The organism is Coleofasciculus sp. G3-WIS-01 (assembly GCF_040223135.1).
In the GTDB taxonomy this organism is placed as follows: Bacteria; Cyanobacteriota; Cyanobacteriia; order Cyanobacteriales; family Coleofasciculaceae; genus Coleofasciculus.
In genome coordinates this window covers 1-19,421 of sequence record NZ_JAVJZI010000105.1, presented here as the reverse complement: position 1 = coordinate 19,421, position 19,421 = coordinate 1, and the positions used below count along the sequence as shown (strand labels likewise).

At 47.9% G+C, this 19,421-nt stretch carries 18 protein-coding genes; 10 read left to right on the top strand and 8 right to left on the bottom strand.

The genetic code is table 11. The annotated features are described in order from the left end of the window. The coding region (locus RIM23_RS11070; RefSeq protein ID WP_446367016.1) for a hypothetical protein at positions 1-321 on the top strand (321 nt) is incomplete at its 5' end. Between the two features lie 24 nt (positions 322-345). On the opposite strand, the gene RIM23_RS11065 is transcribed toward RIM23_RS11070, so the two are convergent. The 4 genes from RIM23_RS11065 to RIM23_RS11050 all read right to left on the bottom strand — a co-directional run bounded on the left by RIM23_RS11065 (position 346) and on the right by RIM23_RS11050 (position 7,585). Then, positions 346-1,746 carry a family 2B encapsulin nanocompartment shell protein gene (locus tag RIM23_RS11065; RefSeq protein ID WP_446367014.1) on the bottom strand — a complete coding sequence of 467 codons (1,401 nt, stop codon included), beginning with the start codon at positions 1,744-1,746 and terminating at the stop codon, positions 346-348. 366 nt (positions 1,747-2,112) lie between these two features. Further along, positions 2,113-3,522: a family 2B encapsulin nanocompartment shell protein gene (locus RIM23_RS11060; RefSeq protein ID WP_446367012.1), complete on the bottom strand. Its 1,410-nt coding sequence runs from the start codon at positions 3,520-3,522 to the stop codon at positions 2,113-2,115. A gap of 134 nt (positions 3,523-3,656) precedes the next feature. Continuing rightward, on the bottom strand, positions 3,657-4,835 hold the full coding sequence (locus tag RIM23_RS11055) for an RNA-guided endonuclease InsQ/TnpB family protein (RefSeq protein ID WP_446367010.1): 1,179 nt from the start codon (positions 4,833-4,835) through the stop codon (positions 3,657-3,659). A 296-nt stretch (positions 4,836-5,131) separates the two neighbouring features. After that, positions 5,132-7,585, bottom strand: coding sequence for a terpene synthase family protein (locus RIM23_RS11050; RefSeq protein ID WP_446367008.1), 2,454 nt, complete (start codon positions 7,583-7,585; stop codon positions 5,132-5,134). Between the two features lie 565 nt (positions 7,586-8,150). Here RIM23_RS11050 and RIM23_RS11045 point away from each other — a divergent pair. Then, on the top strand, positions 8,151-8,873 hold the full coding sequence (locus RIM23_RS11045; protein ID WP_446367006.1) for a pyridoxine 5'-phosphate synthase: 723 nt from the start codon (positions 8,151-8,153) through the stop codon (positions 8,871-8,873). Between the two features lie 366 nt (positions 8,874-9,239). Then, positions 9,240-9,569, top strand: coding sequence for an MgPME-cyclase complex family protein (locus tag RIM23_RS11040; RefSeq protein WP_446356208.1), 330 nt, complete (start codon positions 9,240-9,242; stop codon positions 9,567-9,569). A 26-nt stretch (positions 9,570-9,595) separates the two neighbouring features. Here the strand turns inward: RIM23_RS11040 and RIM23_RS11035 are convergent, their stop codons facing one another. The 3 genes from RIM23_RS11035 to folD all read right to left on the bottom strand — a co-directional run bounded on the left by RIM23_RS11035 (position 9,596) and on the right by folD (position 12,019). Further along, the gene (locus RIM23_RS11035) at positions 9,596-10,057 is read right to left on the bottom strand and encodes a divergent PAP2 family protein (RefSeq protein ID WP_446356206.1); all 462 of its coding nucleotides are present in this window, start codon (positions 10,055-10,057) and stop codon (positions 9,596-9,598) included. Between the two features lie 97 nt (positions 10,058-10,154). After that, positions 10,155-11,084, bottom strand: a complete 930-nt coding sequence (gene crtE / locus RIM23_RS11030) for a geranylgeranyl diphosphate synthase CrtE (protein WP_446367004.1) — start codon at positions 11,082-11,084, stop codon at positions 10,155-10,157. 59 nt (positions 11,085-11,143) lie between these two features. Next, positions 11,144-12,019 carry a bifunctional methylenetetrahydrofolate dehydrogenase/methenyltetrahydrofolate cyclohydrolase FolD gene (gene folD, locus RIM23_RS11025; RefSeq protein ID WP_446367002.1) on the bottom strand — a complete coding sequence of 292 codons (876 nt, stop codon included), beginning with the start codon at positions 12,017-12,019 and terminating at the stop codon, positions 11,144-11,146. A gap of 197 nt (positions 12,020-12,216) precedes the next feature. Here folD and RIM23_RS11020 point away from each other — a divergent pair, with 197 nt between their 5' ends. From RIM23_RS11020 to RIM23_RS10995, 6 genes are all read left to right on the top strand, one after another. Beyond that, positions 12,217-12,612, top strand: a complete 396-nt coding sequence (locus tag RIM23_RS11020) for a hypothetical protein (RefSeq protein ID WP_446356201.1) — start codon at positions 12,217-12,219, stop codon at positions 12,610-12,612. A gap of 133 nt (positions 12,613-12,745) precedes the next feature. Further along, entirely contained in the window at positions 12,746-13,183 is a 438-nt protein-coding gene (locus tag RIM23_RS11015) for an NUDIX hydrolase (RefSeq protein ID WP_446367000.1), read from the top strand. Then, complete coding sequence (locus RIM23_RS11010; protein ID WP_446366998.1) at positions 13,180-14,064, top strand: ABC transporter permease; 885 nt, start codon at positions 13,180-13,182, stop codon at positions 14,062-14,064. The genes RIM23_RS11015 and RIM23_RS11010 overlap by 4 nt, the downstream gene beginning before the upstream one ends. Before the next feature lie 365 nt (positions 14,065-14,429). Beyond that, complete coding sequence (locus tag RIM23_RS11005) at positions 14,430-14,603, top strand: hypothetical protein (RefSeq protein WP_446366996.1); 174 nt, start codon at positions 14,430-14,432, stop codon at positions 14,601-14,603. Further along, positions 14,585-15,055 (top strand): hypothetical protein, encoded by a 471-nt coding sequence (locus RIM23_RS11000; RefSeq protein WP_446356196.1) that lies wholly within the window; start codon positions 14,585-14,587, stop codon positions 15,053-15,055. The genes RIM23_RS11005 and RIM23_RS11000 overlap by 19 nt, the downstream gene beginning before the upstream one ends. 708 nt (positions 15,056-15,763) lie before the next feature. Then, positions 15,764-16,660, top strand: coding sequence for an ROK family protein (locus RIM23_RS10995; protein WP_446366994.1), 897 nt, complete (start codon positions 15,764-15,766; stop codon positions 16,658-16,660). Between the two features lie 21 nt (positions 16,661-16,681). Here RIM23_RS10995 and RIM23_RS10990 read toward each other — a convergent pair whose 3' ends face one another. Continuing rightward, positions 16,682-17,947, bottom strand: coding sequence for an RNA-guided endonuclease InsQ/TnpB family protein (locus RIM23_RS10990; RefSeq protein WP_446366992.1), 1,266 nt, complete (start codon positions 17,945-17,947; stop codon positions 16,682-16,684). Between the two features lie 541 nt (positions 17,948-18,488). Here RIM23_RS10990 and RIM23_RS10985 point away from each other — a divergent pair. Further along, the gene (locus tag RIM23_RS10985) at positions 18,489-19,178 is read left to right on the top strand and encodes a cobalt transporter (protein ID WP_446366990.1); all 690 of its coding nucleotides are present in this window, start codon (positions 18,489-18,491) and stop codon (positions 19,176-19,178) included. The last annotated feature ends 243 nt before the right edge of the window (positions 19,179-19,421 follow it).

Below are 19,421 nucleotides of genomic sequence, written 5' to 3'. Positions count from 1 at the left end.
CCTGCCTTTGCTGTGGTAGTTGAGAATTGTTCAGTATTTCAGATGGAAGAGTTTGTCGGGTTAAAATCCACGTGTATTAGTCATTTGTCTGGGCGGGTTGTACTGCTATCTTTTCGGTTGCACCCAAATGCGACTAACCCCGCCTTGGCTCAGGAACGGGCTCCACCCAGCCGTGCCTTGGCTCGACTATACATTGCCCCCAGCCGGGCCCGCGCACGTCTCTACATTGCTCCCAGACGCGCCATGGCACGTCTCTACATTGTGCCATGGCACGTCTCTACATTGCTCCCTGCAGCAGACCCTAGACTAAGGCAAGCATAGTTTTATGATCATCAATGCCTTCCCTCAGCGCCCGATTTCCACCTCTTCAAGGATGCCCAGTGCATCAGGGACGAGAACGGCTGCGGAATAGTAGGCGCTGATTAGATAAGACATAATCGCCTTTTCGTTGATACCCATGAACCGGACAGACAGGCTGGGTTGGTATTCATCGGGGATACCCGTTTGGTGTAACCCAACCACCCCTTCATTCTCCTCACCGGTGCGGAGTGCAAGGATAGAGCTAGTATTAGCTTTTGTGATCGGAATCTTGTTGCAGGGAAAGATGGGAAAGCCCCGCCAACCGAAGATCATCTGCCCGTTTATCTCAACAGTCTGGGGATAAATGCCACGGCGGTTGCACTCCCGACCAAAGGCAGCAATGGTGCGGGGGTGAGCCAGCAGGAACTTCGACTTCTTCCGCAGAGAGAGGAGTTCATCCATGTCATCTGGGGTGGGTGGACCGGTGCGGGTAAAAATGCGCTGTTTGAGCTCCGCATTGTGCAGCAATCCGAAGTCGCAGTTATTAATCAGTTCGTATTCCTGCCGTTCCCGCAACGCTTCAATCGTCAGCCGTAACTGTTGCTCAACCTGATTTATGGGTTCATTGTACAGGTCAGCCACTCGCGTGTTGACCCGCAAAATGGTTTGAGCCACACTCAACTCATACTCGCGCGGTGTTAAGTCGTAATCCACAAACGTCCCAGGCAGCTCGGTTTCCACCGGATGTCCCGCTGACATCGCGATCGCGGCTTGACCGTGTTTGTCCTGGGGCTGTCTCAACCGGGCTCTAAATTGATCGACCTGAGCTTGGAGCGCCTCGGACTGGTTGAGTAACTCTCGAAATGCCTGAATCGGCAGGGATAATACTGTACAGCTCGTTACTGCCCGTAGGGTGACATGCCAACTGTCCTGGGACTCAACCAGAGCTTGACCCCCAAAATAGTCACCGTCGGCGAGTACATCTCGTAAAGCCTCTTCCTCATATTTTCCCGGTATCATCTTGTTGACTTTACCGTGAGCAATGAGTAACACGCGATCGGCAGGTTGACCCGCCTGAACAATCACGTCACCTGCGGCAAACTCTTGTTGCACAAATCCGTCAGCTAAGGCATTTAACACCTCAACATCGTCAAACCCGCGCAGTAAGGATAGCTCACATAGGGATTGGGGAATCACCCGCACTTCAGTTCCCGTATTGGTAAAACTGACTCGTCCATCCCCGACGGTATAGCGCAACCGACGGTTCACCCGATAAGTACCCCCCTTGATCTGCACCCAGGGCAACATCTTTAACAGCCACCGTGGGGTGATGCCTTGCATCTGCGGCACGGTTTTGGTCGTGGTTGCCAAATTCCGGGCGGCGGCTGTATTCAAACTCATCTGCGGCTGTTCACTCTCAACCGGCAAATTGGCGGCATCTGTCATAACTTAACTCTCTGTAATTACTAGTGACCCTTAAAACAACCTGAAACCCGTAGGGTGGGTACTGCCCACCATGGGTGTCAACTGAAGCCACAACCCTTGCCCATTCTAATTTTCAGCTACGGGGTTCCTGCTCCCTCGACTGATAGCGATCGCCACTGGAGAAGGGCGGGTTTAGTCAAGTTATCAGTTGTTGCCATAAGTTATCTGTAAAACCCGCCCCTACATTCCCTACATCCCCCGCTTCCCCCTGCTCTCCTGAAGGGCGGGTTTTACTACTATCATTGGCGGGTTGCACCCAGATATGAATAAACCCGCCCCGACTTGCCCCTTAATTAGTCCTCGGTAGACAGCGTTCTCACCTTCTGTCTAACGACCGATTTCAACATCTTCAAGGATGCCTAGTGCGTCGGGGACGAGGACAGCAGCAGAGTAGTAGGCGCTGACGAGGTAGGAGATGATCGCCTTTTCATCGATGCCCATAAATCGGACAGACAGACTGGGTTGGTATTCATCGGGGATACCCGTTTTGTGAAGACCGATGACACCTTGGTTAGCTTCTCCCACACGCATTAACATGAAGGAGCTAGTCCGGGTTTTGGAGATGGGAATCTTGTTGCTGGGAAAGATGGGGATGCCACGCCAAGCGGGTACTGAGCTGTTGCCCATGGGGACAGTGTGGGGATAGAGTCCCATCCGGCTACACTCCCGACCAAAGGCTGCGATCGCGCGGGGGTGGGCGAGGAAAAAGCTCGGCTCTTTCCAGACAATGGAGATTAGTTCATCCAGGTCATCTGGGGTGGGTGGACCGCTACGGGTAAAGATGCGCTGTTTCAGGTCTGCATTGTGCAGCAACCCAAAGTCGCGGTTATTAATCAGTTCATGTTCCTGCTGTTCCCGCAATGTCTCAATCGTCAGCCGCAATTGCTGCTCAGTCTGATTCATCGGTTCGTTGTACAAGTCAGACACTCGCGAGTTGACCCGCAACACCGTTTGAGCCAAGCTCAACTCATACTCACGGGGAGCGGCTTCATAATCCACGAAGGTTCCGGGCAAGGGGGTTTCACTCTGATGTCCTGCAGATAAATCGATCAAGGCTTCCCCTTCGGCGCTCTGGGGTTTGCTCAGGCTAGCGCGGTATTGATCAACCTGAGCCTGCAAGGTTTCAGATTGGCTAACCAACTGCCGAAACGCCTCTTCCGGTAGTGACAAAACAATGCAGCGAGTCACGGCTTGTAGGCTAACGTCCCAAGTATCTTCCGACTGCACAACGGCTTGGTCACCAAAATGATCGCCGTCAGCCAGCACCCCTAAGACGACTTCATCACCATATTTTCCAGATCCAATCACGTTCACTTTACCATGGGCAATCAGGATGACCTGGTCTGCCGATTGACCCGCCTGAATGATCACATCACCAGGGGCAAATTCTTGCTGCACAAATCGGTCAGCTAAAACAGCGAGTACCTCTTCATCCTCAAACCCCCGCAGCAAGGGCAGTTCACACAGTTCTTGGGGAATCACTCGGATAGTAGCCCCAACGTTGGTGAAGGTAACGCGCCCATCGCCAACGGTATAGGTTAACCGACGGTTCACCCGATAGCCACCACCGACGACTTGTATCCAGGGCAGCATTTTCAACAACCACCGGGACGAAATGCCCTGCATCTGGGGCTTGGTTTTGGTGGTGGTTGCCAAATTCCGGGCAGCGGCTGTGTTTAAGGTTAGCTGCGGTTGATCATTTTGATTTTCTAGGGGCGTATTTGCTGCATCTGTCATGATGACTCTCCTTTGGTTAATGTTAGTGGATATCCTTGGCAGGGGCTTGGTAACCAAGCCCCTACGTTGGTAACCAAGGGCTTGGTAACTAAGCCCCTACGGTTTCGGTGACGACACCTTCCGCTCTACAGAACTTAGACAATCTTGGATATACCTAGATTGAGGTCTGCTTCCTGCTTCATTGACTCGCACTGCCCAGAGGCTGTAACTTTAGAGTCTCCACAGGCTACCACCGTCGAGCTGACGGCAGGAGTATAGTTTTCCAGATTGACCGAGGCGTTGAAATCTTGATCTTTTTTCATGCCACAGCACGAACCAGAAAATGTGCGAATGTGCAATGGCATCTGCTGTTGGTGGGAGTATTCAGAACACAACTGACTGAATGGATAGAATCGAGAAGCTACAATTACTTCGGCTCCGTACCAGGAGGCTTTGTACAGCAATTGGCGTTTGAATTCGTAGCATCCACAATCGGCTATGGCTGAGGCTAACCGATGGTTTTTGTGCCTCCCAGAACCATGCAAATCCTCAATCACAATGGTGCTGTGGTTCTTAGCTAACCATGTCGTGAGTTTATGCAAGGCATCGGCGCGAACGTTAGCGACTCGCCGATGTTGTTTAGCCAGTCGGTTGCTCGCTTTTTGACGGTTGGATGAGCCTTTTACCTTTCGGCTCAGGGTACGTTGCAGGCGAACTAACCGACCCTTGGCTTTTTGATAGGCTTTGACGTTCTCTACCTCGGTTCCATCGGAACAGGTGGAGAGTCGATTAATTCCTACATCTACGCCGATTCTATCACGAATTTTCGCTGTGGTTTGGATATCTTTTTCGTAGCTGAAACTGATGTACCAATCCTGAGCCAGTTTACTTATAGTGACATTTTTTACAGTAACACTTGGCGGTATTTCATGACAAGTTATCCAGCCAATTCGAGGTAAGTTTATCCGATTTCCACTAATTTTGATGCCGCCTTCTAAGTAGAAGCTGTCCTTGTTTCCCTTCTTTTTGAATGTGGGTTTCTGGGACACCTTTGACACCAACCATCGCTGTAATGCCGTGGCTAGATGTCGCAGCGCTTGTTGAGGGCTACAGGGGGAAACCTCATCGTACCAAGGGTTTACAGATTTCACCTCTGCGAGTAAACGCTGATGGAGGTCAATCGCCGTTGGCAGTTTTTCTTTATTGTCTAACGCTGTAAGACATAAGGAAAGTCCCCAGTTCCAAGCATGACGTGCCGTGCCTGCGTGTTTAGCTAACAAGGTTGCCTGCTTGTTATTGGGCTTGAGTTTGGTTTTAAAGCTGACTTGCGGCATCTTTCAACGGCTCTACTGTTTGCTTGTTTTTCTGTGACCAAGACTCATAGAATCTGGCAGAAAATACAGTAATTATCTCGAAAACATCTGATTGGTCTGAGCTAGATCCTCGCGCATAACCGATGGTTTTTCTGCTTCCTTGTCTAATTTTGTAGACCATTGTCTAATTACAGCCCTTCATTTTTACCCCCTGTATCTAAACCCGTAATTTCGCCAAATTAGCTTTTGGTTCCTTAGGACTTACGCTTTTTTGACGGCACAGGCGCTACCTGTAGGGGCACGGCAATGCCGTGCCCCTACCATAAATGGCGTTTGTGCGTAAGTCCTGTTTCTAACATTGAGCTAATCTGCATCGCTGACGTGCCTAACCCTGTGGGAAGACTGGGTAAACTCTCCGCCACTGGCTCCGCTTCGGTTTCTGGCTGGGGAGTCTCCGCTAAGCTGGCGGCAATTTGCATCGCTGACGTGCCTAACCCTGTGGGCAGACTGGGTAAAGTCTCCGCCACTGGCTCCGCTTCGGTTCCTAGCTGGGGAATACCGACCGAACTCAACAACGATGTTATCCGTGCGGCTGAGCAACCTAAGGCGGTAGGCGCATTGAACAAGTTCCTGGGGCTGGGATCGCGTTTAAATTCAGGTTCTTTGTAGTAGCTGCCACCCAAGTGCCATTTGAGCATACCAGACATCATGAACTGTAGTTGTTCAACATACTCAAATAGCTGTTCGCGAGCCCTTGTATCTAGGTCAAAGTCCTCACAGAGCGCTGGGAGTTCGGTGGCGACGATGTGTTCAAACTCACGCACCCGCGCCGTGATCAGGTTATTAACAATCTCAACCGCTTTTGCCACATCACAGTCAAGAAAATGCTGAGTGATCAACACGCTATTGAAAAGTATGCCTTCAGATTCCATTTCTTTCTGATAGGATACGATGTCATTGACTAAACTGGAAACATTGGCACCCGCTTTGTGCATGCTTTGTACCGGTTGACTGTCATAAAGCTCAGGGGGCATTTTCTCGCTTTGGTTCAAGAGCATCAGGAAATCAAAACCAAATGTCTTGATACGTGTCTCTACATAATCGATTGGGTCAGGGATACGATTTTGTGCCTGGTGGTCAAGTTGCCACGCCCAACTTTCAAATATTTTTACGAGTAAACCCCTCATCTCCTCCTTGTCCTCGGCAGACAAACAAGAAGTCATTCTCTGCCATAGATACACTAAACCCCGTTCCGATGGGTTAGTTGGCATCAACATCGGACCAGAGTCGCTAGAGATCAATGCCAATAGTCGAGCCAGGAACACTCTACCCCCTACTATGTCGCGGGTCGCTAAGTAGCGTCCATCAAATACACAATCAAGGTAAAAACCCCAAACCATGCCTTTTGTCGCCAGCTCATAGACAGTTTTGGCAGCCTTCGGATACACTAATGCACAGGTCAACGCTGCATCGATCGCATCAAATCTCTGTTCATCCCAGAAACTGATGCCAGGAATACCAATCATTCCCATTTCGTAAGCCCATTCCTTAGACGTCCGTCGCCCTTCCTCTAGGTGCGGATTCAATCCTGTAGAAAAGGGCATATAAAACTCGGGTAGGGGAATTTCTCCCACCGTCTGGAAAGGAATGTAATTATAGGTTCTCACCCTTAATCCCATCGCCGCCGGCGATAAGCCTATACGCGCCGCTGCCGTACCCAAGCCCTTGGGTCCTGCGAGTGGCGATTCTTTTTTCGATCCGGCGGGAATGTATCTGCCTCCGGGGCGAGTTTCCCACTCCAGATCCCCAGCCATCCAGTCTTGCAGGGCTTTCACATAGCGAAATACCCGGTAACGTGCCTCACTATCCAACCCATACTCATCCAAGAGTGGGGGGAGTTCCACCGTCATGGTATGCTCAAACTGGAATAGTCGTGAAGTCACTAAGTCATTAACGAAGTTAACAGCGTCCTGGATCTCCGTGTTGAAGAAGTGTTCCGCCACCATTACACAGTTATTGCTCCTGCCTTCATCAATATCCTTCTGGTAAGAAATGATGTCGTTGCGTAGAGCTACGCTGTCACAGAAGATGTCTTTTAACACCCGGATAGGTCGCTTGTTGTAAATTTCGGCTGGGATCTCAGCCGCTAGAGAGTGTTCGACCAAATCCGCCGACCAAAACATCCCGCTGACCTGACGACGCAACATGACGTATTCCACTGGATCTATGATCCGCTCTTGGTTTTTGTCCTGGTTGAAAAGTTCTCGCAGGGCGGTATAGGATAGTGTCCGGTAATGTTCAACAAACCGTTGTCGCCACTGCTGAGACATCGTCGGTGCACTCCGAAACCACAAATCAATCAGGGCGCGTTCTGTCGGGTTTTTGGGTTCTGGAAGGGGCGTTGATAAATCCGTAGCCATAAAAGACATGACTCGATCGATATAAGACTTAGCCTGTCTGACATCCTGGTTTCCCACCTCAAATGTTTTAGCGAAATAGTCATCGGCAAACCACCCCCAAACATACCAATCGCTGAGTAAGTCCAACTCCAATGCGGGTGCATCCGGGTGAGTGGCGGCAGCAAAGCCAGCAAAATCCATCGCATCAAAGGTTTTTTCATCCCATACGGCATCCTCATCAGATCCCAGGATGCCCATCCGATACGCCCATTCCTTGCAGTGTATGCGTGCCCCCTGTACATTGGGGTTCACACGCGCGGGCCAAGGCATATAAAAATCAGGTAATTCAAAGGTTGGCTGGCTTGATGTCATTGTTCGCTTAAACTTAATTTCAGAAAATTGTCTAGTCTTAGGTCTGGGTGGAAGTCCGATCAATTGGATAGCCATGATAAACTCGGATATAAGATAGTCGTCTTATACCTTGTCTTCACTAATTCACAACAAACCTGCCGAAACTGCCGATTCGCACGGTTTCAATTGGTTCACAGCTAGTTAGGCTGGCTTGACTCAAGTAGGCAGTTTTAAAGTAACACTGATTCTTTAAATAAATGATTATGGCATCGCTCAGTACAACCTTACTAAAGCCCATTTAATGGCTGATAATGACCATAAAAAACCACCTACTTTTTATCTCATTAGCCAGAGTATCTCAAATCATTGAGTTTAATTTTTTTTGTAATCAAAGTTAACATTTTGGGCAACGTGGTTCAGCCGTGGGGTTTTGACGTTAAGACTTGGTTAATTTTCTCCAAGCCCATTGCCCTTTTGTGCTTAAGTTAACAGACCCAGGGGGAACCGGTAGGGGTTTGGTCACCAAACCCCCTTTCAGATACAATCAAGGGTTGTAGAAAAAACAGTATCAGGAGAAAAAACGTAAGTGCTAACCCTTGGCGTCAACATTGATCACATCGCCACCATTCGACAAGCACGACGCACTGTGGAACCCGATCCCGTGGCGGCGGCGGTGTTAGCCGAATTAGCGGGTGCGGATGGGATTACTGCCCACCTGCGGGAAGATCGACGCCATATCCAAGATCGGGATATCCGACTCTTGCGTCAGACGGTGCGAACTCACTTAAATATGGAAATGGCACCAACGGAGGAAATGATCGCGATCGCACTCGATATTAAACCAGACTATATTACTCTAGTTCCAGAACGGCGGGAGGAAGTCACCACTGAGGGAGGATTAGATATTGCGGGTCAAAAATCCCGTCTCGGTGAAGTCGTGGCTCAGTTGCAAGAGGCAGGAATTCCCGTTAGTCTATTTATCGATGCTGATCCTGCCCAGATCGAAGCCTCGGCAGACATTAACGCCAAGTTTATCGAACTGCATACGGGCTCCTATGCAGAAGCCAAAGACGAAGCCAGTCGCCAAACGCAACTGGATTTGTTAGCCAAAGGATGCCAAGATGCGATCGCGGCTGGGTTGCGTGTGAATGCAGGTCATGGTTTAACCTATTGGAATGTTTACCCTGTCGCTTGTTTACCGGGGATGGAAGAACTTAATATTGGTCATAGCATTATCGCACGAGCCTCCCTCGTTGGATTAGAACGAGCCGTTCGGGAAATGAAACAAGCCATGCTGAGAAAACAATGAGGGGAGTTAATTCAAAAATCATGTTTCATACATACCCTGGCACGTCTGTCAATTGTCGAGGCGGGTGTAGGGGCGGGTTTAGCCCTAATTGTAGGGGCGGGTTTAGGGAATCAATTCAGCTAGTCACCGTTAAATTAACAACAAAACCCGCCCTGACTAACGTTAAATTAACAACAAAACCCGCCCTGCCCACCGTTAAATTAACAACAAAACCCGCACTGACTAACGTTAAATTAACAACAAAACTCAATTGATCGGGGCGGGTTTAGTCAAATCTGGGTCAAAAAGAGATGATAATCGTGAAACCCGCCCCTACACAATCAAAACGTTCCCAATCACCTGTTCACCAATCACCCAATTAAAACCATGCAAACCTATTACTATCTAGTCGCCAGTCAACGCTTCTTACTTGAAGAAGAACCCTTTGAAGAAGTTCTGAGAGAACGAACCAAAGACTACCAAGATAAAGGAAAAGAGATTGACTTTTGGCTAGTCAAACAACCCGCCTTTTTAGAAGCTCCAGAAATGGCGCAAGTCAAACAAGAATGTCCTCAACCCGCCGTCGCTATTATTTCAACCAACCCTAAATTTATCACCTGGTTAAAGCTGCGCTTAGAATTCGTCAAAACTGGAGAATTTCCGGCTCCATCGGATACAATTCCTGACCCGATCGCGTCCTTAGCCTCTGTATCATAAACGAGGTTTATAGTCAAACCCCACTCCTAAAAACAATAAGCTGGGGCAGCCAACCAAGAAATCAGTACCCCTAAGATTGAACCCACAATCACTTGAAACGGGGTATGCCCCAGCAATTCCTTGAGGCGATCCTCATTAAACTGTTTACCTTCTTGAAATAACTCATCAATAATTTGATTAAGGATACGAGCTTGCTTACCTGCAGCTTGTCGAACCCCTGCGGCATCGTACATAACAATGATTGCAAAAATCGTCGCGATCGCAAAATCAGGAGACGCCCATCCCATCGTTTGTCCCACACCCGCAGCCAAGGCGGTAACCAAAGCTGAATGAGCGCTAGGCATCCCCCCAGTCGTCACCAGAGTGCGGAGATTAAATTTCCGATCTTTTGTTAACTCGACCAGTAGCTTAAGGAGTTGAGCCACTAAACAAGCAATCAGCGCAACCAGTAGTACCTGGTTGTTTAGGATATTGCCAAAATCCTGCATCGTGTTTCAGTTAAAATGGGTTGTTGATCAACGGATGTTTAAGCACTTACCAATGACGAATGACAATGACGAATGACATAAGACGAATGACATAAGACTAATACGTCCGCGCTGTAATAAAATCAGCCAGAGCAATTAAAGGTTGAGAGCGCTCACCAAACGGTTCAAGTTGGGCAATAGCCTCTTCAATCAACTCTTGAGCTTTAGCTTTAGAAGCCTCTAGTCCCCAGAGGCTAGGATAGGTGGCTTTCTGCGCTTGCAAATCCTTCCCAGCCGTTTTGCCTAATTCCTCCTGAGTTGCGGTGATGTCCAGGATATCATCAATAATTTGAAACGCTAAACCAATATTTTGAGCATAGCGAGACAGACGTTCTATATCCGCATCCGTTGCACCCGCCAAAATTCCGCCACAGACGACGCAGCTTTCCAGCAACGCTCCGGTTTTATGGGTATGAATGTAATTAAGGGTTTCCGCTTGAATATCCGATTTTCCCTCACATTCCAAATCAACCACTTGACCCCCAACCAATCCCTCTGCGCTCAAGGTCCAACCTAAACGAGCAATCACTCGCAACACCCGCTCGGCGGGAACTCCCTGAGTTTGGGTGGCAACATATTCAAACGAATACGCCAGCAAACCGTCACCCGCTAGAATCGCCATATCCTCACCGTAAACCTTATGATTGGTGAGTTTACCCCGACGGTAGTCATCGTTATCCATAGCGGGAAGGTCATCATGGATTAACGACATCGTGTGGAGCATTTCCAAAGCGCAAGCGGTTGGCATTGCCATCTCAATCGTGCCACCCATCAGTTCACAGGTTGCCAGACAAAGAATCGGGCGCAACCGTTTCCCCCCCGCTAAGAGAGAATAGCGCATTGCCTCATAAATCTTTTCCGGATAACTTAGGGGTAAAGAACGGTCTAAAGCAACCTCCACTTGAGCTTGCCGCTCTTTGAGATAGGTTGATAAATCAAAGGTTGGGGGTTCCCCATTGGGGGCAGGTCGCCCATCTGTTGCTACCATGCCATTATTCCTTAAATCGTCTGTTCTACTGTCTTAACAATTCTACGAGCCTAGGGGCGTTATGAGTTAGTCCTGGTATAGCTGAAAACAGTATTTTGCAATAACATCGTCACCGTCATCGGACCGACGCCACCAGGAACCGGGGTGATAAATTGGGTCATGTCCCGAACGGCGTCAAAATCCACATCACCCACCAACCGGGATTTTCCCTGAGCATCGGTGACGCGATTGATACCCACATCAATCACAATGGCATTTGGTTTAACCTGATCCGCCGTAATTAGATTAGGGCGTCCGACGGCAGCAATCAAGATATCCGCCTGACGGGTCAGTTCAGCCAAATTTTGCGTGCGCGAATGGGCGATGGTTACTGTAGCATCCGCTTCGAGTAACATCAGTGCGATGGGTTTACCGACCAAAATACTTCGCCCCACAACAACAGCATTTTTCCCTTTCACATCAATCTGGTACTCCCGCAACAGGCGCATCACTCCCTCTGGGGTGCAGCTTCGCAGTCCAGTTTCACCTCGCAGCAGACGCCCTAGATTGAGGGGATGCAGTCCATCAACATCTTTATCAGGATTAATTTGATGGAGTAAATAGACGCTATTTAGATGTTCGGGTAAAGGAAGTTGCAGGAGGATACCATCGACGTTGGGATCGTGATTCAGGCGATGAATGGCTTGCTCAACCTCGGCTTGAGAGACATCAGCCGGAAAATGTTGCCCAAAGGAAGCAATCCCCACTTTGGCACAGGCGCGTTCCTTATTCCGCACGTAGGTGGCGCTGGCTGGGTTATCGCCAACCATTAGCACTGCTAATCCCGGTGGGCGTCCATAAGTGGATTTGAGCCGTTCTACTTCGGCTTTGAGCTGATCTTGAATGCGTTGAGCCAGGGCTTTGCCATCCAGTAACTGAGGGTAAACAGATTTCATGGGCAGGTTGAGAGACATCTAAGGACTTTGATTATTTTACGGGTAGTGGTGCCACTGCTCAGTATTCAATTCTCAACTATCTAAGCTATAACCGGGATGTACACCGTTTAGCGTGGGTAACAGTTATAGCAATGTCTGCTCAAAACGACCATCGCTCACGCCTTTGCTCGTCAATTCCAACCAGCCAAAGGTCAACTATGTTTTATCTCCTGCCAATGTGTGCTTTACTGTTTGGGGGAGGACTGGTGAGTTGTAGCAATGTCCCCCTGCAGGGTACTCCGAATGGTATGGGTAGCGCTCATTCCGTAGATCTCACCGCGATTGGTGAGATCCCATCTGAAAAGAATGCCAATACGGTGCTTTACCTTCAAGGTCAAGTCATCGCCCAAGCCCCCTTTTTGAATTCCGGGGCTTATCAACTTCAGGATACCACGGGCAAAATTTGGATCGTGAGCAATCAAGAACTTCCCAAGGTGGGTGACCAGGTTTTAATTAGAGGACAGGTACAATTTAAAAGTATTCCCATTGGTGGACAGGAAATGGGTGAAGTTTACCTTCAGGAAACAGAACAGCTCGAGCGGAAGGCTGAATAATTTTGTCATTATGATGTCCGGCAAATCACCCCTAATAAAAATGTACGGGCTTGGTAACCAAGCCCCTACTCACCCTCACCGTAATTATGGGTATTCAACCGGACATGATATCATTCGTATGACGTTGGGAAGAATGAACAATCAATCTATTGAAGTCGCGATCGCGATTCTCTACCGTTCGGGACGGTTCCTGATGCAGCTTAGGAACGACATCCCTGGCATCCTTTATCCGGGGTGCTGGGGATTTTTTGGCGGTCATTTGGAGCCAGGAGAAACTCCAGAGGTGGCGATGCGGCGAGAATTACTCGAAGAAATTTCCTATACTCCTCCCCAATTGGCAAAGTTTGATTGCTATAAGGATGCCCAGGTTATTCGTCATATATTCCACGCCCCTTTAACGGTGGAATTGAATCAATTGGTATTACAAGAAGGCTGGGATCTGGGTTTATTGACACCCGAAGAGATTAAGGCAGGTCAGGCTTATTCGGAAATAGCGGGTCAGGTGCGTCCTTTGGGGCAACCTCACCAGACCATTTTATTAGATTTTTTGGCGAGGAAACCTGACCAATGACCCTGACGCGATCGCGATTGATTCATCTTTTACGTTTTAGCCAATATGCCAGCTTGTCAATGAAACTCATGGCGGTGGGAGTGGTGATTACCTCTGTTTTTATCCTCATCGCTATTTTTGCCCCTGTTTTTCAAGGATGGGGATGGCTACAAGATCCTACTGCATCTCTGATCAACCCCATCCACGAATCCCCTGGTAGCGAACATTGGTTCGGTACGACACGCCAAGGTTATGATGTCTTCTCCCGCACCGTATTTGGTACTCAAGCGGCGTTAAAAGTGGTGATTCTGGCAACTAGCTTGAGTTTAATTATCGGTGTTCCCTTGGGGTTAGTGAGTGGATATCTCGGCGGCAGATTAGATCGGGTGTTACTGTTTTTGATGGATACGATCTATACCTTGCCCGGATTGCTGCTATCCATTACCCTAGCCTTTGTCGTGGGGCGAGGTGTATTTAATGCCGCGATCGCACTGAGCATTTCTTACGTTCCCCAATATTATCGCGTTGTCCGTAACCATACCGCCAGCGTCAAAACTGAATTATTTATCGAAGCCGCACAAGCCATGGGTGCTTCCCCTAGGCGGGTTCTCTCCCGTTACCTCTTTCTCAATGTAATTCAAAGCGTCCCGGTTTTATTTACCCTCAACGCCGCCGACGCTATTTTAATCTTAGGTGGACTAGGATTTTTGGGACTGGGACTACCCGAAGAAACCCCAGAATGGGGACATGATTTGCGTCAAGCCCTGGATGCATTACCCACAGGCATTTGGTGGACAGCTTTATTCCCCGGTTTAGCGATGACATCCATGGTTATTGGTTTATCGTTATTGGGAGAAGGGTTAACAGAGATCATTAATCCCCGTTGGCGAGAGGGGAGATGAGGCTTCCCAGGACAACCCAAAACCTAAGAGAGAAACTCTCAATGAGTTATAACAAGTGAAAAGGATGAAACCCAGGTATAGCAATAATTTGATTTTTTTAAATTGCCACAACCTATTTAGAATGGCTCTACCTAATACCTAATACCTAAAAAGCACAAGAACGGGGAATCTTCATAAAATTTAACCCCGTTAAACTTGATTGATTCTTATTTAATGCTTTATCGCAACCGCCATAGCTGTTAGGACACATCATTTATGTAGAGACGCGCCATTTATGTAGAGACGCGCCATTTATGTAGAGACACATCATTTATGTAGAGACGCGCCATTTATGTAGAGACGCGCCATTTATGTAGAGACGCGCCATGGCGCGTCTCTACAATGGTGACGAAAGTCCTAATCGATGTGTCTACTGCTATAACTCGTTTAAGAGGATTAGGTGTCCTGTGCCAATCCAACCGACACAGACTATAGTAGGAGCAACAAATGTCAACCCAATAGCAAATGAGGAGTACAGGTTATGCCAGAGAACCGCGTGAATACAACGATTCCCCCAGAAGATTTGGAGGCTATTCAAGCTGCGATCGCTACCCTGAAACAAAAGCTACCCTTTCTGCTCTCCCTGACACCGGAAGAAAGTAAAACCCTATTGCGGTTAGGAGATAAAAGTCGTGCCTTTGTCGCCAAAGCCCTGGATTTGGCAAGCCAACACCCAGAAATTTTGCCCGGATTGTTCGATCGCCAGGAAATGGAAGACGATTTGAATGTGTTTGAGAGCTTATATCCGATTCAGATGGCATTGACGCAGTTGACAAAACAGGTGGCAGATACGACAGCCGTAGCGGGAAACGAGGCTTATGCTGCCGCTCGTCTAGTCTACAGCTATGCCAAGGCAAGCGATCTGGATGGAGAGCTCGAACCCTATCTAGAAGATCTGGGTAAGCGGTTTCGTCGCTCTCGCCGCAAAAGTTCTGAGCCTTCTGGCCTGTAGAGACGCGCCATGGCGCGTGTAGAGACGCGCCATGGCGCGTGTAGAGACGCGCCATGGCGCGTCTCTACAATGGTGCTCGGAGGTGTTGGTTGAGGTTTAAACCTCAAATCTGAGGTATAGAACATCAAACTTGAGGGTTTAAACCTCAAAGATCAAGGTTGGAAACGTCAAACTTGACCGTTTAAACCTCAAATCTGAGGTATAGAACATCAAAATTGAGGGTTTAAACCTCAAAGATCAAGGTCTGAAACGTCAAACGTGACCGTTTAAACCTCAAATCTGAGATTGGGAACGTCACCTTTAAAGCTTGCTCATCAACCAAAGGCGACATCCTCCCTGCCCAAGGAACCGAAAATCGCCCCACTCACGTCGAATATCCACAGGACTTACGCACAAACGCCATTTATGGTAGGGGCACGGCAATGAAAGAGCCCCTACAGGTAGCTCGGTCAAACAGTCTAAAATATAGCAACCGCCATAGCTGTTACGACACATCATTTATGTAGAGACGCGCTTTTGAAGCGTGTAGAGGCGCGCCAAGGCGCGTCTCTACATCAATAAGGAGGGGAAGGTAGACAAGTAAAAGAAAACCTATTCACAGGTAAATTCATTCTAACTTTTCAAAGCTAGGTATTATACCAGCTTTTTTAGTATAGGTGATTAGTATGGTTTAATGTAGCCTATTCCCGGTTCCCTGACAAATGACAAATGACAAATGACGTAATTGGTATTGACTTAGGCGGAACGGCGATTAAGCTGGGGCGCTTCCAGAAAGATGGCACTTGCGTCCAATCCTTAACTGTGGCGACACCTCAACCCTCAACCCCAAAAGCTGTGGTTGAGGTAATGGCAGACGCGATCGCACAACTTAATCCTAACCATAGCGTTATTGCTATTGGTGTGGGTACTCCAGGACCTGCGGATGCCGCCGGAAGGATTGCTAGAGTGGCGATTAACCTCAACAATTGGCACGATATTCCCCTAGCCGATTGGTTAGAAGCCAAAACAGGTTGCCCGACGATTATCGCCAATGATGCCAATTGTGCGGGTTTAGGTGAAGCTTGGTTAGGTGCAGGACGACCATTTCGTCATCTGATTATGCTCACATTGGGTACTGGTGTTGGTGGGGCGATTATTTTAGATGGGAAACTCTTTGTCGGTTCCCAAGGCGCAGCCGGGGAGTTGGGGTTAATCACCTTAAATCCAGAAGGTCCGGCTTGTAATAGTGGCAATCAAGGATCTTTAGAACAATATTTATCCATTGGTGCGATTCGTCGCCGTATTGGAAAAGACCCGGCTGAACTGGGTCGTTTGGCAAACGCAGGCAATCTGGAGGCGTTAAATTTCTGGAAATATTACGGACGGGATTTAGGCGCAGGATTGGCGAGTTTGATTTATATCCTCACTCCAGAAGCGATTATTATTGGCGGTGGAGTTAGTGCCAGTGCCAAATTTTTCTTCCCAGCAGCCTGGGCAGAAATTGAACGTCGAGTGTTACCCAGTTCTCGTACAGGTTTACAGTTACTCACGGCTACTCTAGGGAATCAAGCGGGAATGGTCGGGGCTGCTAAATTAGCCTTACAAATGAGAAATGATGAACTATGAGTGACATCCTCCTACACCAAATCAAAGATTATGGTGTAGGCTTCCAACATCGCTGTTAGATATTGCTGCCCTGCGCCACTTATCTAGGCAAAATGCCCCCGACAGCCCGACTTGACAGCCAATTTCTTTCCCCCAGAGTCCCTGGGTACTCAGTTGTTCAAAACCCCGATTACAGATTTCCTGTGCCGAAGCTATGTCTCTATCAACTTCATATTTGCATTCTGGACAACTGTGCCATCTATCAGACAGTTCTTTTCTGACCTCAATGCGACAATTAGGACAAGTCTGGGATGTTCCTTTATGGTCAACTTCAGCGATATAGACACCCCGCTGTTTCCCAACATAATAAAGAATGTCTCTGAACTGACCAAATGCAGCATCAACTGTATGTTTGCCTAAGAAACCCTTTGCCATAGTTCGGAAGTCAATATCTTCTAAGAAGATAGTTCCCGCCATGTCACACAGCTTGTGAGCCATTTTGTACTGATAGTCTTTCCGTTTGAATGCAATATGGTTGTGCAGTCTTTCTACTTGGCGTCTGGCTTTTTCATAGTTTTTAGAACGCTTTTGTTTTTTGGATAACCTGCGTTGTAGCACTTTCAGCCGACGGTGCATATCCTTGAAAAACTTTTGTCCCGGTTCTATGTAACCATCACTGGTAGCCAAATAACTATTTAACCCGACGTCTACCCCAATAAAGTGACCGTGAGGAACAGCATCAGGGATAGAGATATCAGATTGAATACTTACTACAGCGAACCAACCTACAGCTTTTTTAAGTATCCTGACTTGTTTGACAATAAACCCATCAGGAATCGGTCGATGGAGATTGATTTGTACTTTTCCTAGCTTGGGTAATTTGATTTGCCATCCCGTTATTGGATTTACCTTGAATTGAGGAAAAAGTATCGACTTCATTTGCCCATACTTTTTAAATCTTGGAAATCCATAACCCCGCTTTTGGAAAAAGTCCCAAGCGTCATGCAATCGCCTAATGGTTGTTTGCAATACCTGAGAAGGTACTGCTTTCAGTCTTGGATAATCTTTTTTGGCTTTAGGTAAATTGTTCTGTTGTTGCTGGTATCCAGGAAAAGGGTAATCAGCAGCAATAATATATTCTGACTCTAAGCTACATCTATCTACTGGACACTTTCTTGAAGAAATCCAATCCTTGAGTTCTCTAAGAGCGTAATTATAAACATTACGACAGGTTTCGAGCCACTCGTTTAGTGATTCGACTTGGAGAGCATCAGGATAAATTTGATAGGTATAGTTTAGAGTTATCATGCATTAATTATAACCTATATTACTGCAAACGACAAGTTACGGTAAATGTCTATTTTGGGTGTATCGAACCCCAAAATAGACTTGGGGAGTGAAGGCATCTCGACGCCAAATCAAAGATTATGGCGTGAGACTTATAGCTCCCCAAACCCCTCGTCAGTTAACACAAAGTCGTCCTTAAAGGACGAGGCTTTAGACCCAATTTTTCGGTAATTTTTCCCCCATAGCCAGCCCAACATCCAGGTGCCAGCAACAATTAGAACAGTACGAAAGTAAATCCGCCTAGGGTAAGAAATAAGAACTGCCTGGGTAAAAAACCTGAATAGAGCAGCACAGAGGGAATGACAAAATCAATGAACAATAGCCATACTTCGGGTTTCAATTTATCTACGGCAACAGATACAGCGCGTTTCAAGTTCGTGAGGTACAGAGTTTTCCGTTCTTATCAAGAAGGCAGAATTAGTCTAAACTTCAGTTTCACCTGAATTTCATCTGTCCTTTGGCAGACTGGGGAAGATTTCCGTAAACCCAGAGCGAGTGAACCATGCGTTATCGGCACAAAGCCTTACTAGAATCTGTCCTGATTACCACCCTGCTGCTGTCTATGCCTAATGTGGCTTTTTCCCATGTCGGACATGGGGATGAGTTTCAAGCTACAGGTGGTGTGGAACGAGTACAGGTGAATGCTGAAACTGATCAGATGTTGGGTATTGTTGTCACACCGATCGCTCAATCTGCTGAGGGTGGAGCAGGGGTGATGGTGCCTGTCACGGCATTGGTGGATGCTGATGGTAAGCAGCTCGTCTTTGTGCAGTATGAGAATTTTTATGAGCCAGTTGAAATTACCACAGGTGCAACTCAGGGCGAACTGATCGAAGTCACCGCAGGATTGTCGGTTGGGGAGAAGCTCGTCACCCAAGGTGGTTTGTCACTTTATGCCGAATCTCGCAAAACCAAAACGGCTGATTCAGCGACTAACCCCGATGCGATCGCATCTCCTAAAACCGATGCAGCTCATGCTCAGGTAGATGCCCAAGGAATCCCTCATAGCCACGATGCTGCTGGTAATATGACCCAAAAACCTGGGGAAGTCGCACCGCAAGAGGGTGGATTTCCGATGAAGATTTTAGCTGCTGTTGGTGGCGGAGCCGTGGTGTTAGTTGGTGCGATCGCTTTTATAGGGGGCAATCGTAAGAAAAAGAATGTCTTTTCTGACAAAAGAGGGGGCTTCTAATCTAAAATGTTTAACACGATTCTGAATCAGACGCTCAAAAACGCGATCGCTCATCGGTGGTTCATCGTTATGGGTGCCATTGTGATTACCTTGTGGGGTGTTTTGACAATCCCCGCCCTATAAGTGCGGGGATTCTTAGTTCCGCGACACACCTTACAATTATCTATCCTTGCGGCAATACTTAAACCAAACACCCGTAGAAAACTACCAAGTATTGAGCCTAATTTAGATAACTCCAGAGGG

Excerpts from the sequence above, each read along its gene's own strand:
- RIM23_RS11065 (WP_446367014.1), bottom strand. The coding sequence starts at position 1,746 with ATGACAGATGCCGCCAATTTGCCGGTTGAGAGTGAACAGCCGCAGATG.
- RIM23_RS11060 (WP_446367012.1), bottom strand. The coding sequence starts at position 3,522 with ATGACAGATGCAGCAAATACGCCCCTAGAAAATCAAAATGATCAACCG.
- RIM23_RS11055 (WP_446367010.1), bottom strand. The coding sequence starts at position 4,835 with ATGCCGCAAGTCAGCTTTAAAACCAAACTCAAGCCCAATAACAAGCAG.
- RIM23_RS11050 (WP_446367008.1), bottom strand. The coding sequence starts at position 7,585 with ATGACATCAAGCCAGCCAACCTTTGAATTACCTGATTTTTATATGCCT.
- RIM23_RS11040 (WP_446356208.1), top strand. The coding sequence starts at position 9,240 with ATGCAAACCTATTACTATCTAGTCGCCAGTCAACGCTTCTTACTTGAA.
- RIM23_RS11035 (WP_446356206.1), bottom strand. The coding sequence starts at position 10,057 with ATGCAGGATTTTGGCAATATCCTAAACAACCAGGTACTACTGGTTGCG.
- crtE (WP_446367004.1), bottom strand. The coding sequence starts at position 11,084 with ATGGTAGCAACAGATGGGCGACCTGCCCCCAATGGGGAACCCCCAACC.
- folD (WP_446367002.1), bottom strand. The coding sequence starts at position 12,019 with ATGAAATCTGTTTACCCTCAGTTACTGGATGGCAAAGCCCTGGCTCAA.
- RIM23_RS11020 (WP_446356201.1), top strand. The coding sequence starts at position 12,217 with ATGTTTTATCTCCTGCCAATGTGTGCTTTACTGTTTGGGGGAGGACTG.
- RIM23_RS11015 (WP_446367000.1), top strand. The coding sequence starts at position 12,746 with ATGAACAATCAATCTATTGAAGTCGCGATCGCGATTCTCTACCGTTCG.
- RIM23_RS11010 (WP_446366998.1), top strand. The coding sequence starts at position 13,180 with ATGACCCTGACGCGATCGCGATTGATTCATCTTTTACGTTTTAGCCAA.
- RIM23_RS11005 (WP_446366996.1), top strand. The coding sequence starts at position 14,430 with ATGGCGCGTCTCTACAATGGTGACGAAAGTCCTAATCGATGTGTCTAC.
- RIM23_RS11000 (WP_446356196.1), top strand. The coding sequence starts at position 14,585 with ATGCCAGAGAACCGCGTGAATACAACGATTCCCCCAGAAGATTTGGAG.
- RIM23_RS10995 (WP_446366994.1), top strand. The coding sequence starts at position 15,764 with ATGACAAATGACGTAATTGGTATTGACTTAGGCGGAACGGCGATTAAG.
- RIM23_RS10990 (WP_446366992.1), bottom strand. The coding sequence starts at position 17,947 with ATGATAACTCTAAACTATACCTATCAAATTTATCCTGATGCTCTCCAA.
- RIM23_RS10985 (WP_446366990.1), top strand. The coding sequence starts at position 18,489 with ATGCGTTATCGGCACAAAGCCTTACTAGAATCTGTCCTGATTACCACC.